Annotated in this window: 11 protein-coding genes and 1 pseudogene; 6 read left to right on the top strand and 6 right to left on the bottom strand. The window is 72.6% G+C overall.

Going from position 1 to position 14,289, the window contains the following annotated elements:
- Window positions 1–44: 44 nt before the first annotated feature.
- Together AB0F04_RS36525 and AB0F04_RS36520 are read right to left on the bottom strand one after the other, a co-directional pair.
- On the bottom strand, window positions 45–476 hold the full coding sequence (locus tag AB0F04_RS36525) for a DUF3618 domain-containing protein (protein WP_362050322.1): 432 nt from the start codon (window positions 474–476) through the stop codon (window positions 45–47).
- A pseudogene (locus AB0F04_RS36520) lies at window positions 473–912 on the bottom strand (phage holin family protein). Before AB0F04_RS36520 ends, AB0F04_RS36525 begins: the two are co-directional and overlap by 4 nt.
- 148 nt (window positions 913–1,060) lie before the next feature.
- Between AB0F04_RS36520 and AB0F04_RS36515 the strand changes: the two are divergent.
- On the top strand, window positions 1,061–1,510 hold the full coding sequence (locus AB0F04_RS36515; RefSeq protein WP_362050319.1) for an SRPBCC family protein: 450 nt from the start codon (window positions 1,061–1,063) through the stop codon (window positions 1,508–1,510).
- Window positions 1,511–1,589: 79 nt separating this feature from the next.
- On the opposite strand, the gene AB0F04_RS36510 is transcribed toward AB0F04_RS36515, so the two are convergent.
- Both AB0F04_RS36510 and AB0F04_RS36505 read right to left on the bottom strand, forming a co-directional pair.
- Window positions 1,590–5,921 carry a cation-translocating P-type ATPase gene (locus AB0F04_RS36510; RefSeq protein ID WP_362050316.1) on the bottom strand — a complete coding sequence of 1,444 codons (4,332 nt, stop codon included), beginning with the start codon at window positions 5,919–5,921 and terminating at the stop codon, window positions 1,590–1,592.
- 16 nt (window positions 5,922–5,937) lie between these two features.
- The gene (locus tag AB0F04_RS36505) at window positions 5,938–6,492 is read right to left on the bottom strand and encodes a hypothetical protein (RefSeq protein WP_362050313.1); all 555 of its coding nucleotides are present in this window, start codon (window positions 6,490–6,492) and stop codon (window positions 5,938–5,940) included.
- Window positions 6,493–6,749: 257 nt separating this feature from the next.
- Here AB0F04_RS36505 and AB0F04_RS36500 point away from each other — a divergent pair, with 257 nt between their 5' ends.
- From AB0F04_RS36500 to AB0F04_RS36490, 3 genes are read left to right on the top strand one after another with little or no spacing between them, the layout of a single operon-like run.
- A complete protein-coding gene (locus AB0F04_RS36500) occupies window positions 6,750–7,427 on the top strand; it encodes a nucleotidyltransferase family protein (RefSeq protein WP_362050310.1) in 678 nt (225 codons plus the stop codon).
- 10 nt (window positions 7,428–7,437) lie between these two features.
- Window positions 7,438–7,725: a BON domain-containing protein gene (locus tag AB0F04_RS36495; protein WP_053669473.1), complete on the top strand. Its 288-nt coding sequence runs from the start codon at window positions 7,438–7,440 to the stop codon at window positions 7,723–7,725.
- Window positions 7,722–8,486 carry a metallophosphoesterase gene (locus AB0F04_RS36490; protein ID WP_362050306.1) on the top strand — a complete coding sequence of 255 codons (765 nt, stop codon included), beginning with the start codon at window positions 7,722–7,724 and terminating at the stop codon, window positions 8,484–8,486. Before AB0F04_RS36495 ends, AB0F04_RS36490 begins: the two co-directional genes overlap by 4 nt.
- Window positions 8,487–8,693: 207 nt before the next feature.
- Here AB0F04_RS36490 and AB0F04_RS36485 read toward each other — a convergent pair whose 3' ends face one another.
- Window positions 8,694–9,812 (bottom strand): acyl-CoA desaturase, encoded by a 1,119-nt coding sequence (locus AB0F04_RS36485; RefSeq protein WP_362050303.1) that lies wholly within the window; start codon window positions 9,810–9,812, stop codon window positions 8,694–8,696.
- A gap of 7 nt (window positions 9,813–9,819) precedes the next feature.
- Window positions 9,820–10,875: a ferredoxin reductase gene (locus tag AB0F04_RS36480; RefSeq protein ID WP_362050300.1), complete on the bottom strand. Its 1,056-nt coding sequence runs from the start codon at window positions 10,873–10,875 to the stop codon at window positions 9,820–9,822.
- Window positions 10,876–10,962: 87 nt separating this feature from the next.
- Here AB0F04_RS36480 and AB0F04_RS36475 point away from each other — a divergent pair, with 87 nt between their 5' ends.
- Together AB0F04_RS36475 and AB0F04_RS36470 are read left to right on the top strand one after the other, a co-directional pair.
- On the top strand, window positions 10,963–12,102 hold the full coding sequence (locus AB0F04_RS36475) for a helix-turn-helix domain-containing protein (RefSeq protein ID WP_362050297.1): 1,140 nt from the start codon (window positions 10,963–10,965) through the stop codon (window positions 12,100–12,102).
- A 480-nt stretch (window positions 12,103–12,582) separates the two neighbouring features.
- Entirely contained in the window at window positions 12,583–14,247 is a 1,665-nt protein-coding gene (locus tag AB0F04_RS36470; RefSeq protein WP_362050295.1) for an alkaline phosphatase D family protein, read from the top strand.
- Window positions 14,248–14,289: the final 42 nt, after the last annotated feature.

Genomic DNA, 14,289 nt, shown 5'->3' with positions numbered 1-14,289 from the left:
GCCCGCACCGCGCGCGGTGCGGGGGCCCGGGGTGCGGCCGCGGCTCAGCGGTTTCCGCGGCGGCGGATCAGCAGGCAGGCCACGAGGACGGCACCGGCGCCCGCCAGCAGGGCGGCACGGTGGTCGCGCACCTGCTGCGGGGCCTTGTCCTGCCAGACCTGCTCGGCCTGTGCGGCCTTCTCCTTGGCGCTCTGAGCAGCGGCGGCGCCCTTCTGCTTGACCGGCTCGGGCAGCTTCTCCTCCACGGTGTGGGCCAGGTGCGCGGCCTTGGTCCTGGCCTGCCCGCCCCATGCCTCGGCCTTGACGCCGGCCTGGTCCCTGACTGCGGCGGCCTTCTCACGGGCCCGGGTCTTGACGTCGGCCCGGTCCGCCAGGGCCTGGACGGTGTCGCCCAGTTCGTGGCGGGTGTTCTCGACCTGCTCGCGCAGTTCCTCCTGGCTGCGGGCGGTCGGCTCGTCGTGCGGAGGCTGGGTCATCGCTGTGCACTCTCCTTGATCTCGGCCACGTCGGCCTTCACGCTGTCGATGGTCTGCTGCGGGGCGGGCGGAGTGGCGCTGCGCATCTCCTTGCGGCCGGCCAGCGCCGTCAGGCCCGTGGCGACGGCCAGGACGCCCGTGACGATCAGCGCCGCCGCCCACACCGGCAGCGGAACGGCCAGGGCGGCGATCGCCGTGGCGACCAGGGCCTGGAGAGTGACGAAGCCGAGCACGCCGGCTCCGCCGAACAATCCGCCGCCCTTGCCGAAGCGTTTGCCCTTCTCGGTCATCTCCGCCCGGGCGAGGCGCATTTCGCCGCGCACCAGGTCGGTCAGCTCTCGGTGGCCCGTTGCACCAGCTCGCCCACAGGCTCCTCCCCGGCCGCCGCGCTCCCTGTGCGGGGAGCGGCGGGGGCCGTGCGGTGCGTGTCCGCCATGACGATCACCTCCCGGTCCGTAGTTTCTGGCCGAGTACCAGCTGGGGCGGAAAAAACACCTGGTCGGACAACTTGTGATGACGAGGAGTGAGCGGCGCGAGAACTGGTACCCGTCCGTCGCTCACACACGAGAGAGGGAGGTTTCGCCTTGTCGCAGGTAGAGGAATCCATCGAGGTCCGCGTGCCGGTGCACACCGCGTACAACCAGTGGACGCAGTTCGAGTCCTTCCCCGAGTTCATGGACGGCGTCGAGCGCATCGAGCAGCGCACCGACACCCTCACGCACTGGGTGACGAAGGTCGGCGGACAGGCGCGGGAGTTCGACGCGGAGATCACCGAGCAGGTCCCGGACGAGCGGGTCGCCTGGACCACCGTGGGCGGCGAGGCGCGGCAGGCCGGTGTGGTGACGTTCCACCGCATCCAGGACGACACCACGAAGGTCATGCTGCAGATGGACTTCGACCCCAGTGGCCTGGCCGAGAACGTCGGCGACAAGCTGGGCTTCGTGAAGCGGCAGGTCTCCGGTGACCTGAAGCGCTTCAAGCAGTTCATGGAGGCGCGCGGGACGGAGACCGGCGCCTGGCGCGGCGAGGTCTGACCGCAGATGAGGAGGCCGTCCCCACAACTCGTGGGGGCGGCCTCCTTTCGTGTCTGCCCTGCGGCTGCCCCGCTGCGCCCTACGACGCCACCGGGGCGGCGATCCCGCTCCGGAAGAGGTGCCGGGCCTGGCGGCTCAGGTCGTCGAGACGCAGGGCGAGCCGGGCCGCGGCGTCGTAGAGGGCGTGGACGGCTTGGAGCCGCTCGAGGCGGGGGGCCAGGGCCGACAGGGCGATGGCCAGGGCGACGCCGGCCCACGCCACGGGCCCGAGCGGGGTGCAGCCGAAGAAGTGGCTGACACCGGGGGTCTGGACAAGGGCGGCGAGGACGGCGGCGGAGCCGAGGGCCGTGACCCACACCAGCGTGCTGTGGCGCCGCCCGGAGAGGGTCTGCACGAGCTGGGCGCCGACGACACCGCACAGGGCCATGGTGGTGGACCGGCGTTCGGTGCCGGGGGTGAGGCGGCCGATGAGGTACGCCGCGACGGCGCCGAAGCAGGTGGTGATGCCGCGGCGGCGGATGGAGCGCAGCAGGGGCGCGCCGAGGACGTCGAGGCCCATCGGGCCGGTCGCCGCGTGTTCGGCGGTCGAGGGGTCGCTGCTCGGGGTGACGGCCACGGCCATGGCCGGGAACATGTCGGTGAGCAGGTTGACCAGCAGCAGCTGACGGGTCGACAGGGGCGAGGCACCGGCGAGCAGGGTGCCCAGGACGCTGAAGCCGACCTCGCCGGCGTTGCCGCCGATGAGGATGCTCACCGCGTCGGCGACGCTGCGCCACAGGGCACGGCCTTCGGTGACCGCGTCCACGAGGACGGACAGGTCGCCGGTGGTGAGCACGAGGTCGGCGGCGTTGCGGGCGGCCGCCGAGCCGCGCGACTCGACGCCGACGCCGACGTCGGCCGCGCGGATGGCGGCGGCGTCGTTGGCGCCGTCTCCGGCCATCGCCACGACCCGTCCGGCCTGTTGCAGGGCCTCGACGACGTGCAGCTTCTGCTCGGGCGCCACCCGGGCGACGACGCCCGCGCCGCGCAGGACCCGTACGCGTTCGCGGCGTTCCATGGCGACGAGTTCGTCGCCGGTCACCGCCTCGGTCTCCTCCGGCCAGCCCAGCTGCAGGGCGATGGCGCGGGCGGTCTCCGGGTGGTCGCCGGTGAGCATGACGGGCAGGATGCCGGAGCGGCGCAGTTCCGCGAGCAGGGCGTGCGAGGTGTCGCGCGGGACGTCGGCGAGGGCGATGAAGCCGCTGAACTCCAGGTCCGCGAGCGGCGCGTCGAGTTCGGCCTCGGCGTCGTCGGCCCGGCAGTCGCGGCGGGCTACGGCGAGGACGCGCAGTCCTTGCCCGGCGAGCGCGTGGGCGGTGTCCGAGGCGTGGCCGGGCAGGTCCCGGCAGGCGGGCAGGATGGTCTCGGGGGCGCCCTTGACGACGAGGACTTCACCCATGTCCGGGTCGCCGTCGCGGCCGACCGCGGCGGCGTAGCCGCGGCGGGTCTCGAAGGGCAGTTCACCGGTGGGGGCCCAGCCCTGGTCGGGCGGGGCCACGTCGAGGACGGCCTCGTCGGTGGCGTGCGCGACGCGCCGGCCCTGCCCCGTCTCCTCCGGGGGGCAGGCGCGCGCGGCCAGCCGCACGATCGGCTCGGCCCGCTCGTCGTCCGTGGCGAGGACGGTGCCGTCGGCGGTGGCGACGCGGACCAGGCGCAGTCTGTTCTCGGTGAGCGTGCCGGTCTTGTCGAAGCAGACGGTGTCGACCCGGCCGAGCGCCTCCAGGGTGCGCGGGGTGCGGACCAGGACGCCGCGTCGGGAGAGCCGGCGTGCCGCCGCCATCTGCGCGACGGTGGCGACGAGCGGAAGGCCTTCGGGGACGGCGGCGACGGCGACGGCGACACCGCCGCTGACGGCGCGTCGGACGGGGCTGCCGCGCAGCAGGGACAGTCCGGTCACCGCGGCGCCGCCGGTGAAGGTCACCGGCAGGGCCTTGCGGGTCAGTTCCTGGAGCCGGGCCTGGACGCCGGCGGGCGGCGGGGTACGGGCGGCGAGGGTGACGGCCCGGCCCGCCTCGGTCTGGTCTCCGGTGTCCACGACAAGGGCGGTGGCCCGTCCGGCGACGACGGTGGTGCCCTCGAAGACCATGCAGGTGCGCTGGGTCACGGGGAGGCCGGGGGTGGCCTCGACGGTCTTGGTCACCGGCAGGGATTCGCCGGTGAGCGCCGACTCGTCGACCTCCAGGCCGTCGACGTCCAGCAGCCGGGCGTCGGCGGGTACGACGTCGCCGGCGCCGAGGCTGATCTCGTCGCCGGGCCGCAGCCGGGCGGCGTCGACGGTGACCGTGCGTGTGCGGCTGTCCTGCTTGCGGGCCTTGGGCTGCTGCCGGGCGGCGAGCCGGGCCAGGGCCTGTTCGGCGCGCAGCCGCTGGAGTCCGCCGGTCACGGCGTTCAGGTCCATGGCGCCGACGACGAGCAGCGCGTCGACGACCGAGCCGAGCAGCGCCGAGGCGACGGCGCCCGTGGCGAGGACGGGGGTGAGCGGGTCGTCGAGTTCGCGGCGCACGGCACCGGCCGCCTGCCACGTCCAGCGGGCGGGAGCGAGTGCCGGGTGCCGGGTCAGACGTACGGCCTGCTGCCGAGAGCGGTCGGCGACCAGGGTCAGTCCGCGGGGCTCGCCGTCGCGGTCGGCGCGCCCCAGCCGGTCACGGACCTCGTGGGGTTCCAGGGCGTGCCAGGGGATGTGCAGCCGGGGCGGGGGCGGGGTGGCGCGGGCGACGCGGACGGCTTCGAGCGAGCCGGTGATCAGGGCGCCCGCGGCGGCCATGTTGACGGGGGCGTGCCGGGTGAGGGGCCACTGGAGGCGACGGCCCGGGGGCTGCCCGCCGCGGGCGACCAGGAGCCCGGACAGGGCCGCGCCGGCGCGGGCCAGGGTCTGCGACCGGCGTCCGACTCGCCGGGCCGCGGGGATCGCCGTGAGCAGCCGCCACACGTCGGTGAGACCCCTGGGGGCCAGCACGTCGACGCCCCAGGAGACGGCTGCCCGTCCGTCGGTGAGGGCGATGGCCACGTCACCGGCGGGCAGTCCGGCCGCGAGGTGCCCGTCGCCGGACTCGTGCAGACGGGCGACGGTCACGACCACGCGCCCCTCGCCTTGCAGGGCCCGTACGACGTCTCCGAACGGCTCGGCGCTCGGGGCGACCTCGTCGGCGAGCCGGGTGATGTCCTTCAGGTCGGAGCCGCCTGCGATCACGACGTGCAGTCCGGCCCGGCGGGCGGCGTCCAGGACGGCCTCGGCGAAGGGGTGGACGGGGTCGTCGGGCAGGCCGTCGTCGGTGTCGTCCTGCCGCAGGCTGCGCAGGGCGTCGGCGTGCAGGACGAGGGCGTCGGCGATCTCCAGCTGCCGCAGGCGCTCTCCGTTGCGCAACAGGATCCCGGAGTGGGCGAGGAAGGTGCCGAGCGTCGCGCCGAAGGCGGCCGGCCCGTAGCGGGCCGCCTTGGGGGATCCGGCGAGGACCGCTTCGGCCGCGTCCCTGGCGCTGTGGGTGACGAGGAGGGTGGCGACGGCGCCGGCGATGCTGCCCGTGCTGGCGTGGGAGGCGTACTCGGCGGCGGGCGTCACCTTCAGCGGCGGCCGGGCGTCCGCGGGACAGGTCACGCTGGTGCGCCGGTGGTGGCAGACGTCGTCGTGCAGTGCCTCGAAGGCCGCGGCCCTGGCCACCGCCTCCGTGAGCTGGTTGCCGCGCAGGATGCCGTCGAGCACGAGGGCCAGCGGGGTCTGGCCGATGCCGTGGACGGCGGCGTTCGCGGCGGCGAGGAGGAGTTCCATGCCGGACGTGCCGAACCGCTGCCGGAGCAGGGCGCGGAAGCGGGGGTTCTCGCGCAGCAGTGTGACCGTGGCGGTGACGACCCGCGAGGTGGGCGGCAGCCGCAGGGACCGGCCGGCCAGGGCGCCGGCCGCTCCGGCGGCGTCCAGCAGGATCGCCGCCGCGGTGACGCGCACCTCGGCGGGGTCGCCGGGGTGGCTGGTGTCCCGGAGGTTCGGGTCGACGCCTTCGGCCAGGCCCAGACGGGTGGCGAGGGCGGTGGCCCGCTCGGTGACGCGGTCGGTGGCGGCGTCCTCGGCCACGGTGACCACCAGGCGGCCCAGTCCCCCGTCCCAGTACGCCGTGAGGACGTCCGGGTGCTCGACGAGTTCCTCGGCGACGCGGTGGGCGAGCGCTGCGGCGTCACCCTCGGAGTGCCGCAGCGCGAGGTGGAGGCGCTGCCCCGCCTTCCAGTGCTGTCCGCCGGTCAGGGCGTTGCGCGCGACGTTGCGGACGCGGCGGGTGGTGTCGTAGACGGACGTCACCGACTGGGCGGTGCTGCGTGCGGCGCCTGCGGCCGCACCGGCCACGGCCCCGACGAGTGGGGTGACGTCGAAGCGTGTGAGCATCTGCTGCTGTCCCGACTCAGCCGGCGGGGCGGCTGTCGTGTGCGTTTCCGTGGGGGTGCTCGTCGCCGTGGTGCGCGGTCGCCTCGGCGACCTGCTTCAGGGCGGAGGCGGTGGCGGTGTCGCCGACCTTGGCGGGCTGTTCGTGGACGTGCGGTTCCGGCCGGTCGTGCCGGTAGTGGGAGGAGGCGAGCCTGCCGCCGGGGCCGTACGCGGAGGTGTCCTCGTCGTCCTCACCGGTCCGGGCGGAGCGTTTGTCTCCGCTGCTGCCGGTCCGTGTTCCGCCGTTCGGTGACGCGCCGTCGGTGTGCTGCTCGGGCCGCGGCCGGGTCAGCCAGGCGACGGCGGCTCCGGTCACCGCCACCGGCCACTCCACCAGTCCGGTCACACCGAGCACTCCGGCGCCGGCGTAGACGGCCATCCGGCGGCCGCGCGGTGAGACGGCGCCGATCACGTCCAGCGCGCCCGTGGCCGCCTTGCCCACCTGCTCCGCGCCCGGCACGTGCCGGAGGCCCGAGGCGACGGCCCGCAGCGGCTGCGGAAGATCCGACGAACGTGATGTCTCCTGGTTCATGTCGACCTCCACAAGCGCGTTGTCTGCGGCGTGATCCGGCTTCCCAGCTCTATGCCTCATATTCCGCTTTTGTCAGGTTATGCGCTTGTCTTGTTCGGCCGGAGTGCCGGGGCCCGCCGGGACGGCCGACCGGATGAAGGAGCGTGGAAGCCGTCCGTGTCGGGCCGGGAGCACCGGGTACTCAATGCAGGCACACAGGCCGTCCGGGTCCGGACACCGCACGAGGGCGGAGTGTCCGGTTCGGCGAAGGAGTGGTCATGACGCAGAACGGTGATGACGCGACGCTCGTCCGGCGACCGGGGATCCCCGACCTCCGGACGGCACCGGACGGTGCCGAGCCCGCGCCACCACAGGATCCGCAAGCGGACCAGCCGCTGCAGGAACTTCCCCAGGACCGCAACCAGGCGCTTCTGGAGGCGGCCAAACAGGTCGGCGCCCTGCTGAAGCGCAAGGGGCACCTGTTCGCGCTGGCCGGGAGTGTGGCCGCGTACGCCCACGGCGGCGAGAAGAACCTGCAGCACGACGTCGACTTCGCGATCCGTCCCGAGGACGCCGAAGCCGTGGCGGCCACGCTCCACGAGGCCGGGCTGACGGTGTACACCCCGCCGGAGGACTGGCTGATCAAGGCCACGTGCTTCGGGCAGCCGGTCGACATCATCTTCGAGCTGGCGCACCGGCCGGTCGGCGCGGACATGCTGGAGCGGGCGCAGGAGCTGTCGGTCGACTCGGTGCGCATGCCCGTGCTGGCTCCGACCGATCTGCTGTGGAGTCTGACCGCCGCGTTCTCGGAGCACCACTGCGACTTCGGGGCGGCGCTGCCCATCGCACGTGCCCTGCGGGAGAAGGTCGACTGGGAGAAGGTCCGGCGCGAGTGCGGGGACGAACCCATGCCGGCGGCCTTCTTCTTCCTCCTGGAACGCCTGAACGTCATCTGAAGGAGCACCCATGAGCACCCACGGTTCCCAGGACACGGGCGGCGGGCCGCCGGCGGAGAACCTGGACTACCGCATCGCCCACCTGCAGGACCGCCTCGCCTCCGGCGAGCTCGGGGAACTGGGCGTACGGGTCGAGGCCCGCGGCCGGACGGTTCTGCTCACCGGCACCGTGCCCTCCGCGCCCTGCCGCGACGAGATCGTGCGCACCGTCCACGAGGAGCTCGCGGGGTTCCCCGTGCACAGCGACCTCGTGGTCACCGAGGCCTCCTCCCCCGACCACGCGGAGGAACTCTCATGATCCGCGTCGCAGCCGTCGGAGACATCCACATGGGGCCCGACAGTCAGGGCGTGCTCCGCCCCGCCTTCGAGACCCTGCCCGAGTGCGCCGACCTCCTGCTGCTGGCCGGGGACCTGACCCGGCACGGCACGCCCGAGGAGATGCGGGTGGTGGCTCGGGAGGTCCAGGACCTTGCCGTTCCGGTCGTCGCCGTCCTCGGCAATCACGACCATCACGACGGCCGCCCCGACGAGGTCACGGCCATCCTCCGGGACGCCGGCGCGCAGGTGCTGGAAGGGCACAGCACGGTCGTGGAGAGCGGCGGGGCGCGGATCGGCGTCGCCGGGACCAAGGGGTTCGGGGGCGGCTTCGTGGGCCGGTGCGCCGGGGAGTTCGGCGAGCCGGTGATGAAGGAGTTCGTCCAGCACTCACGCCGGTGCGCCGACGGTCTGCGGACCGCCCTGGAACAACTGGCCCGGGACGGCTGTGACGCGCGGATCGCCCTGACCCACTACTCCCCCGTTCCGGACACCCTGGCGGGCGAGCCGCTGGAGATCTACCCGTTCCTGGGGAGCTATCTGCTCGCCGAGGCGATCGACACCGCCGGCGCGGACCTCGCGGTGCACGGGCACGCGCACGCCGGCACCGAACACGGCATGACGAGCGGCGGCGTGCGGGTGCGCAACGTCGCCCAGCCTGTCATCGGGCGGGCCTTCCACGTCTACCACCTCCCGGCACGGGAGCCCGCCGCGGCCGGAGCCGCCGCCCAGCGGGCCCGCTGAGCGCCCGGCCGGAGAAGGGGTGTCTGATCGTCGAGGCGTCGACGCGCCCCATGTCCGCTGCGACATGGGCGGCTCGTGGCGCGTCACAGGGGGCAGTCGGTGAGGACCGCCGAGGAGGACCAGCTCGCCCGGCCTGGAAGCCCCGCCGGGGGCCGGCACGCTCACCGCGCCCCCATCGTCGACCGCCGCCTGGAGTAACGGAGGATATCAGGCCGCGACAAGCTCCTGCTCGCGTTCCGGGGTCCTGACCTTGGGCTTCTTGTTCGGCAGCGAGAGCCGGAAGACCTTGCGCCACGCGGAGAACACCTGCTTGGGCAACGGCCCGGTGACGTACTCCAGCTCGTACTTCTCGAACAGTGCGCGCACCTTCACCGCGACCTCGGCATACCGGTTGCTCGGCAGATCCGGGAAGAGGTGGTGCTCGATCTGGTGCGACAGGTTGCCGGTCATGAAGTGCATGGCCCTGCTGCCGCTGATGTTCGCCGAGCCCATCATCTGGCGCAGGTACCACTGGCCGCGCGTCTCGCCCTTGATCGACCGGCGCTCGAAGACCTGCACGCCCTCGGGGAAGTGCCCGCACATGATCACCGAGTGGGACCAGAGGTTGCGGACCAGGTTCGCGGTGAACGTGGCGGCGAGCGTGGGGACGAACGAGGGGCCCGACAGCAGCGGGTGGATCACGTAGTCCTTGAGCACCTGCTTGCGGATCTTGCGGCCCACGGCCTTGGCCCGCGCGCGGAACTCCGGGTCCTTGCGGCGGCGCTTGTGCAGGTTCTTGCCCAGTTCCAGGTCGTACGCCGCGATGCCGTACTCGAAGAAGCAGGCGTTGATGAAGTTCCACAGCGGCTGGCCGAGGTGGAACGGGTGCCACTTCTGGTCCTCGTCGACGCGCATGATGCCGTAGCCGAGGTCGTTGTCCTTGCCGATCACGTTGGTGTACGTGTGGTGCAGCTCGTTGTGCGAGTGCTTCCACTGGTCGGCCGGCGAGACGTGATCCCACTCCCAGGTGGTGGAGTGGATCTTCGGGTCCCGCATCCAGTCCCACTGGCCGTGGAGGATGTTGTGGCCGATCTCCATGTTGTCCATGATCTTCGCCACGGACAGACCCGCGGTGCCGAGCACCCACGCGGGCGGGAAGAACGAGAACAGCAGCACGCCCCTGCTGACCAGTTCGAGCGTGCGCTGCGCCGAGATCACCTTGCGGATGTAGGCGGCGTCCTTCTCACCACGGCCGGCGATCACCTCGTCGCGGATCGCGTCGAGCTCGCGGCCGAGTTCCTCGATCTGCTCCGCGGTCAGGTGGGCGGTGGGGTCGATAGCGGTCAAGGTGTTCCTACCGTTCGATGTCGCAGGGGCCCGCGGCGGCGGACACGCAGGTCTGGATGAGGACGCCCGGCTCGGCCTCGGTGATCTCGCCGGTGCGCAGGTCGCGGACGGCGCCCGCCTTGAGCGGTGTGACGCAGCCGAAGCAGATGCCCATGCGGCACCCGGAGGGCATGAGCACGCCGGCTTCCTCGCCGACGTCCAGCAACGGCGTGGCGCCGTCCGCGTCGACGGTCTTGCCGGTGGCGCGGAACGTGACCTCACCGCCGTCGCCCGTGGCGACGACGGTGGGCCGGAAGCGTTCGGTGTGCAGGCGCTCCCCGACGCCGTGCCCGGCCCAGTGCTTCTCGGCGGCGTCGAGCAGGCCCGCGGGCCCGCACGCCCAGGTCTCGCGCTCGGCCCAGTCGGGCACGAGTTCGTCGAGACGGGCGATGTCGAGCATGCCGTCCGTGTCGGTGTGCACCTCGGTGAGCCGCAGCCTGCCGTCCGCGACCAGGTCGTGCAGTTCGCTGCGGAAGATCACGTCGTGCGGCTGTGGCGCGCAGTGGACCATGACGGCGTCGTCGAACGCGGTGTCGCGCAGCATGCCCATCACGGGCGTGATGCCGCTGCCGGCCGTCAGGTAGAGCACCTTGGCGGGCCTGGCCTGCGGCAGTACGAAGTCACCGGTCGCCTGGTCGAGCTGGATCAGCGTGCCCGGCTTCGCCCTGCGGACCAGGTGATTGCTGACCTTGCCGTCCGGGATCGCCTTCACGGTGATCGTGATGCGTCCGTCCTGGCGGTGGGTCGGCGATGTGACCGAGTAGGCACGCCACAGGCGCACCCCGTCGACGTCGACCCCGATCCGCACGTACTGACCGGCCGTGTGGCCGCGCCAGCCCCGTCCCGGCCTGATCACGACAGTCGCCGCGTCACCCGTCTCGGGGTGCACGGCCTCGATGCGCCCACGCAGGTCAGCGCCCGCACGCAGCGGGCTGACCAGGTCGAGGTAGTCCGACGGCAGCAGCGGCGTCGTGACCATCTCCAGCAGCTTCCATGCCCTGCTGCGGAGGGCTGTGCTCGTCATGACTCCAGATTGCTGTGCCTCAGGGCGTAAAGTCCTGACCGCAGGACGTAAATCTGGGCAACTGAATTGTTCGCAGGGAACAAAAACGTGAGCCATGCAACCCGGAGGGCCAGCGAACTGGCCCTGGATGAGACGACGGTCACGGCACTTCGGGCCGCGCTGAAGACCACCGCCGACGAGGTCGTCCAGGCGATCATCGACGAGGTCCCTCCCTACGCCAACGCCCTCTCGGGCCACATGGGCGGCACCATCCGCCGAGCCGTCCGCACCGCCCTGGGGCACTACCTGGACCTCGCGAGCGGGAACGCCACAGGCGGCGACGCCGGTGACGCGGCCTACGAGCTGGGCCGGGGCGAGGTGCGCGACGGCCGTTCGATGGACGCCCTGCTCAGCGCCTACCGCGTCGGCGCCCGGGTCGCCTGGCGCTGCCTGGCAGCCGGTGCCGTACCCGCAGGTCTGCCCGCCGCCGAGGTGGCCAAGTTCGCCGAACTGACCTTCGCCTACATCGACGAGCTGTCCGCCGCGAGCGCCGCGGGCCACGCCGACGAACTGGCCGCCCAGGGCAGGGCCCACGAGCGCCACCTGGAACACCTGGCCCGCGACCTCCTCGCCGGCGCGAGCCCGGACGTGCTGCTGGCCTCTGCTCAACGGGCCGGGTGGCAGCCTCCGGTTTCGCTGACCGTGGTCCTGCTGCCCGCCGCCCAGGCCCGGCCCGCCTACCGCGCGCTCGACCCGAGCACCCTCGTCCTCGACGATCTGCCGGACGCCACCGGGGTGCTGCTCGTCCCCGACGCGGACCGATCACATCTCTTGCGGCAACTGACCGACCGCACCGCCGTGGTCGGCCCGGCCCGGCCCTGGACTCGAGCGTCCGCCTCGTACGCACGAGCCGTACGCGCCCGCTCCCTCTCCTCCGATATCCGCGACACCGAGGACCACCTGCCCGAGCTGGTGCTGAGCGCCGACGTGGACGCCCACGCAGACCTGCGTGCCCGAGCCCTCGCACCGTTGCGGACCCTGCCTGACGCGACCGCACGACGGCTGGAGGAGACGTTGCGGGCGTGGCTGCTGCACCAGGGGAGGCGGGAGGAGGTGGCGGCGGCGTTGTTCGTCCATCCCCAGACGGTCCGGTACCGGATGTCGCAGCTGCGGGAGCTCTTTCCGGATCTCGCATCGCCACACCGGGTCCTTGAACTCACGCTGGCGGTCGCTCTTCGGGGCGGCTGACGCGTTCTTCGACCGCACCCGAGGAGGAGCACGAGAGCTTGCGGCTACCCGGCGAAAGCGACGGTGAGGGCGACGCCCCTCCCCCTCACCACAGCCGGGTGCCCGGGGCGCCCTTGAACGGCCCCCGCACCTCCGCGGTGATCCAGCCACCGTAGAGCCTTCCATTCACACCAGGTCCAGTCCGCGACCGCCGGGAACAGGAGGGCAAACGCCTGCACGTGATCCCTCCGTGAGCCGCGGGCCGGTCGGGCCACTTGACGCCCTTTCATGCCGCGCGCGTTCACCGGCGCGGCGTCCGCCAGTCGACAGCCGCCACGCGCACCGGGCGGCCGGTGTACCGCCTGTGGTGTGAACCCCCCGCACGTCGTGCCCGTTCAGGGCATTTTGTCTGCTTAGCATGCGAGCTCCGCGCTCCGCACGCCGACGATGTCCCCACGCATCCGCACGGGAGCGCAACCGCCCCGTACGAGAGGACACCAGATGGCGCTGACGGGCCGTCGAAGAGCAGCGTCCGAGCATGCTTTCTCCCCGCACGACGACGTACTGCGCACCGCCGCGCCGCACGTCGCCCGCCGCCGGTTCCTGACGGTCACCGCTGCGGCGGCGATGCTCGCCTTCGCCACCAACCGGCCGGCCCACGGCGCCTCCGCCGCTTCCGAACTCGACGCCGCCCGGGTGTCCGACGACCCGTTCACCCTGGGTGTGGCCTCCGGCGACCCCCTGCCCGACTCGGTACTGATCTGGACCCGGCTGGCCCCCGCACCGTTCGCCGAGGACGGCGGACTGGGGTCGCAGCGGGTCGTGGTCGACTGGGAGGTGGCCCTGGACGAGTGGTTCGCGATCGGCGTGCAGCAGGGCACCGCCACGGCTCACCCCGAGTACGCCCACAGCGTGCACGTCGACGTCAAGGGCCTGATGCCGGACAGCCATTACTACTACCGGTTCCGGGTGGGCAGCTGGATCAGCCCTGTCGGCCGGACCCGCACGGCGCCGGCCCCGGGCACGGACACCACGGGCATGCGGCTGGCCGCCGTTGCCTGCCAGGCCTACCAGGACGGCTATTACACGGCGTTCCGGCATCTGGCGCAGGAGGACGTCGACCTGGTGTTCCACCTGGGCGACTACCTGTACGAGTACCCGGTGGACTCCACCGGCGGGGCCCGCCGCTACACCGACCGCAAACTGCCCGACGTGTTCAACCGCGAGACGACCACCCTTGCGGACTACCGGCTGCGCTACGCGCTCTACAAGAGTGACCCGGACCTGCTCGCCGCGCACGCCCGGCACCCCTTCCTCGTCACCTGGGACGACCACGAGACGGAGAACAACTACGCGGGCGAACACGACGAGAGCGGCAGCGCCCAGGAGCAGTTCCTGGTGCGGCGCGCCGCCGCCTACCGGGCCTACTGGGAGAACCAGCCGCTGCGTGCCGAGCAGTTGCCGCAGGGCCCCGATGCCCGCTTGTACCGCCGGCTGGCGTGGGGTTCCCTCGCCCAGTTCGACATCCTCGACACCCGCCAGTACCGCTCGGACCAGGCCTACGGCGACCGGCCGCACGCGCCGGGCAGCGAGTCGGACGATCCGGCCCGCACGCTCACGGGCGCCGCTCAGGAGCGGTGGCTCCTGGACGGCTGGCGCGACTCCGGCGCGCTGTGGAACGTGATGCCCCAACAGGTGTGCTTCTCCCAGCGCAAGTTCGACCTGACCGAGCCGGCCCGGGTCTCCATGGACGCCTGGGACGGCTACCGGGCCTCCCGCGGCCGGGTCATGGCGGGCGCGAAAGCCGCGGGCATCGACAACTGGATGGTCCTCACGGGCGATGTCCACGTCGGCTACGCCTTCGACATCAAGGACGACTTCGACGACCCGCAGTCCAGGACGCTGGGCACGGAGTTCACCTGCACCTCCATCGCCAGCGGCGGGAACGGAACCAGCAAGCCGGACAACTGGGACACGTACATGAAGGCCAACCCCCATATGAAGCACTACGACGGCCGGCGCGGCTACGTGCGGGTCGAGCTGGGCCGTGAGAACGCCCGGGTCGACTTCCGGACCGTCTCGGCCGTCAACACGCCCGGGGGCACCATCTCGACGACCGCCTCCTTCGTCACGGAGGTGGGTTCGCCCGGCCTGAAGTCCGCGTGACACGCCGGGTGTCCGCAGTACCGCACATGGCGCCCTTCCGGG

The sequence above is a fragment of the Streptomyces sp. NPDC029041 genome, assembly GCF_040637515.1.
In the GTDB taxonomy this organism is placed as follows: domain Bacteria; phylum Actinomycetota; class Actinomycetes; order Streptomycetales; family Streptomycetaceae; genus Streptomyces.
The sequence above is the reverse complement of the archived record's forward strand: the minus strand, read 5'-3'. Positions and strand labels throughout refer to the sequence as shown.

Coding starts and splice junctions, on each gene's coding strand:
- AB0F04_RS36500 (WP_362050310.1), top strand. CDS start 6,750: ATGACGCAGAACGGTGATGACGCGACGCTCGTCCGGCGACCGGGGATC.
- AB0F04_RS36490 (WP_362050306.1), top strand. CDS start 7,722: ATGATCCGCGTCGCAGCCGTCGGAGACATCCACATGGGGCCCGACAGT.
- AB0F04_RS36480 (WP_362050300.1), bottom strand. CDS start 10,875: ATGACGAGCACAGCCCTCCGCAGCAGGGCATGGAAGCTGCTGGAGATG.
- AB0F04_RS36470 (WP_362050295.1), top strand. CDS start 12,583: ATGGCGCTGACGGGCCGTCGAAGAGCAGCGTCCGAGCATGCTTTCTCC.
- AB0F04_RS36505 (WP_362050313.1), bottom strand. CDS start 6,492: ATGAACCAGGAGACATCACGTTCGTCGGATCTTCCGCAGCCGCTGCGG.
- AB0F04_RS36525 (WP_362050322.1), bottom strand. CDS start 476: ATGACCCAGCCTCCGCACGACGAGCCGACCGCCCGCAGCCAGGAGGAA.
- AB0F04_RS36495 (WP_053669473.1), top strand. CDS start 7,438: ATGAGCACCCACGGTTCCCAGGACACGGGCGGCGGGCCGCCGGCGGAG.
- AB0F04_RS36510 (WP_362050316.1), bottom strand. CDS start 5,921: ATGCTCACACGCTTCGACGTCACCCCACTCGTCGGGGCCGTGGCCGGT.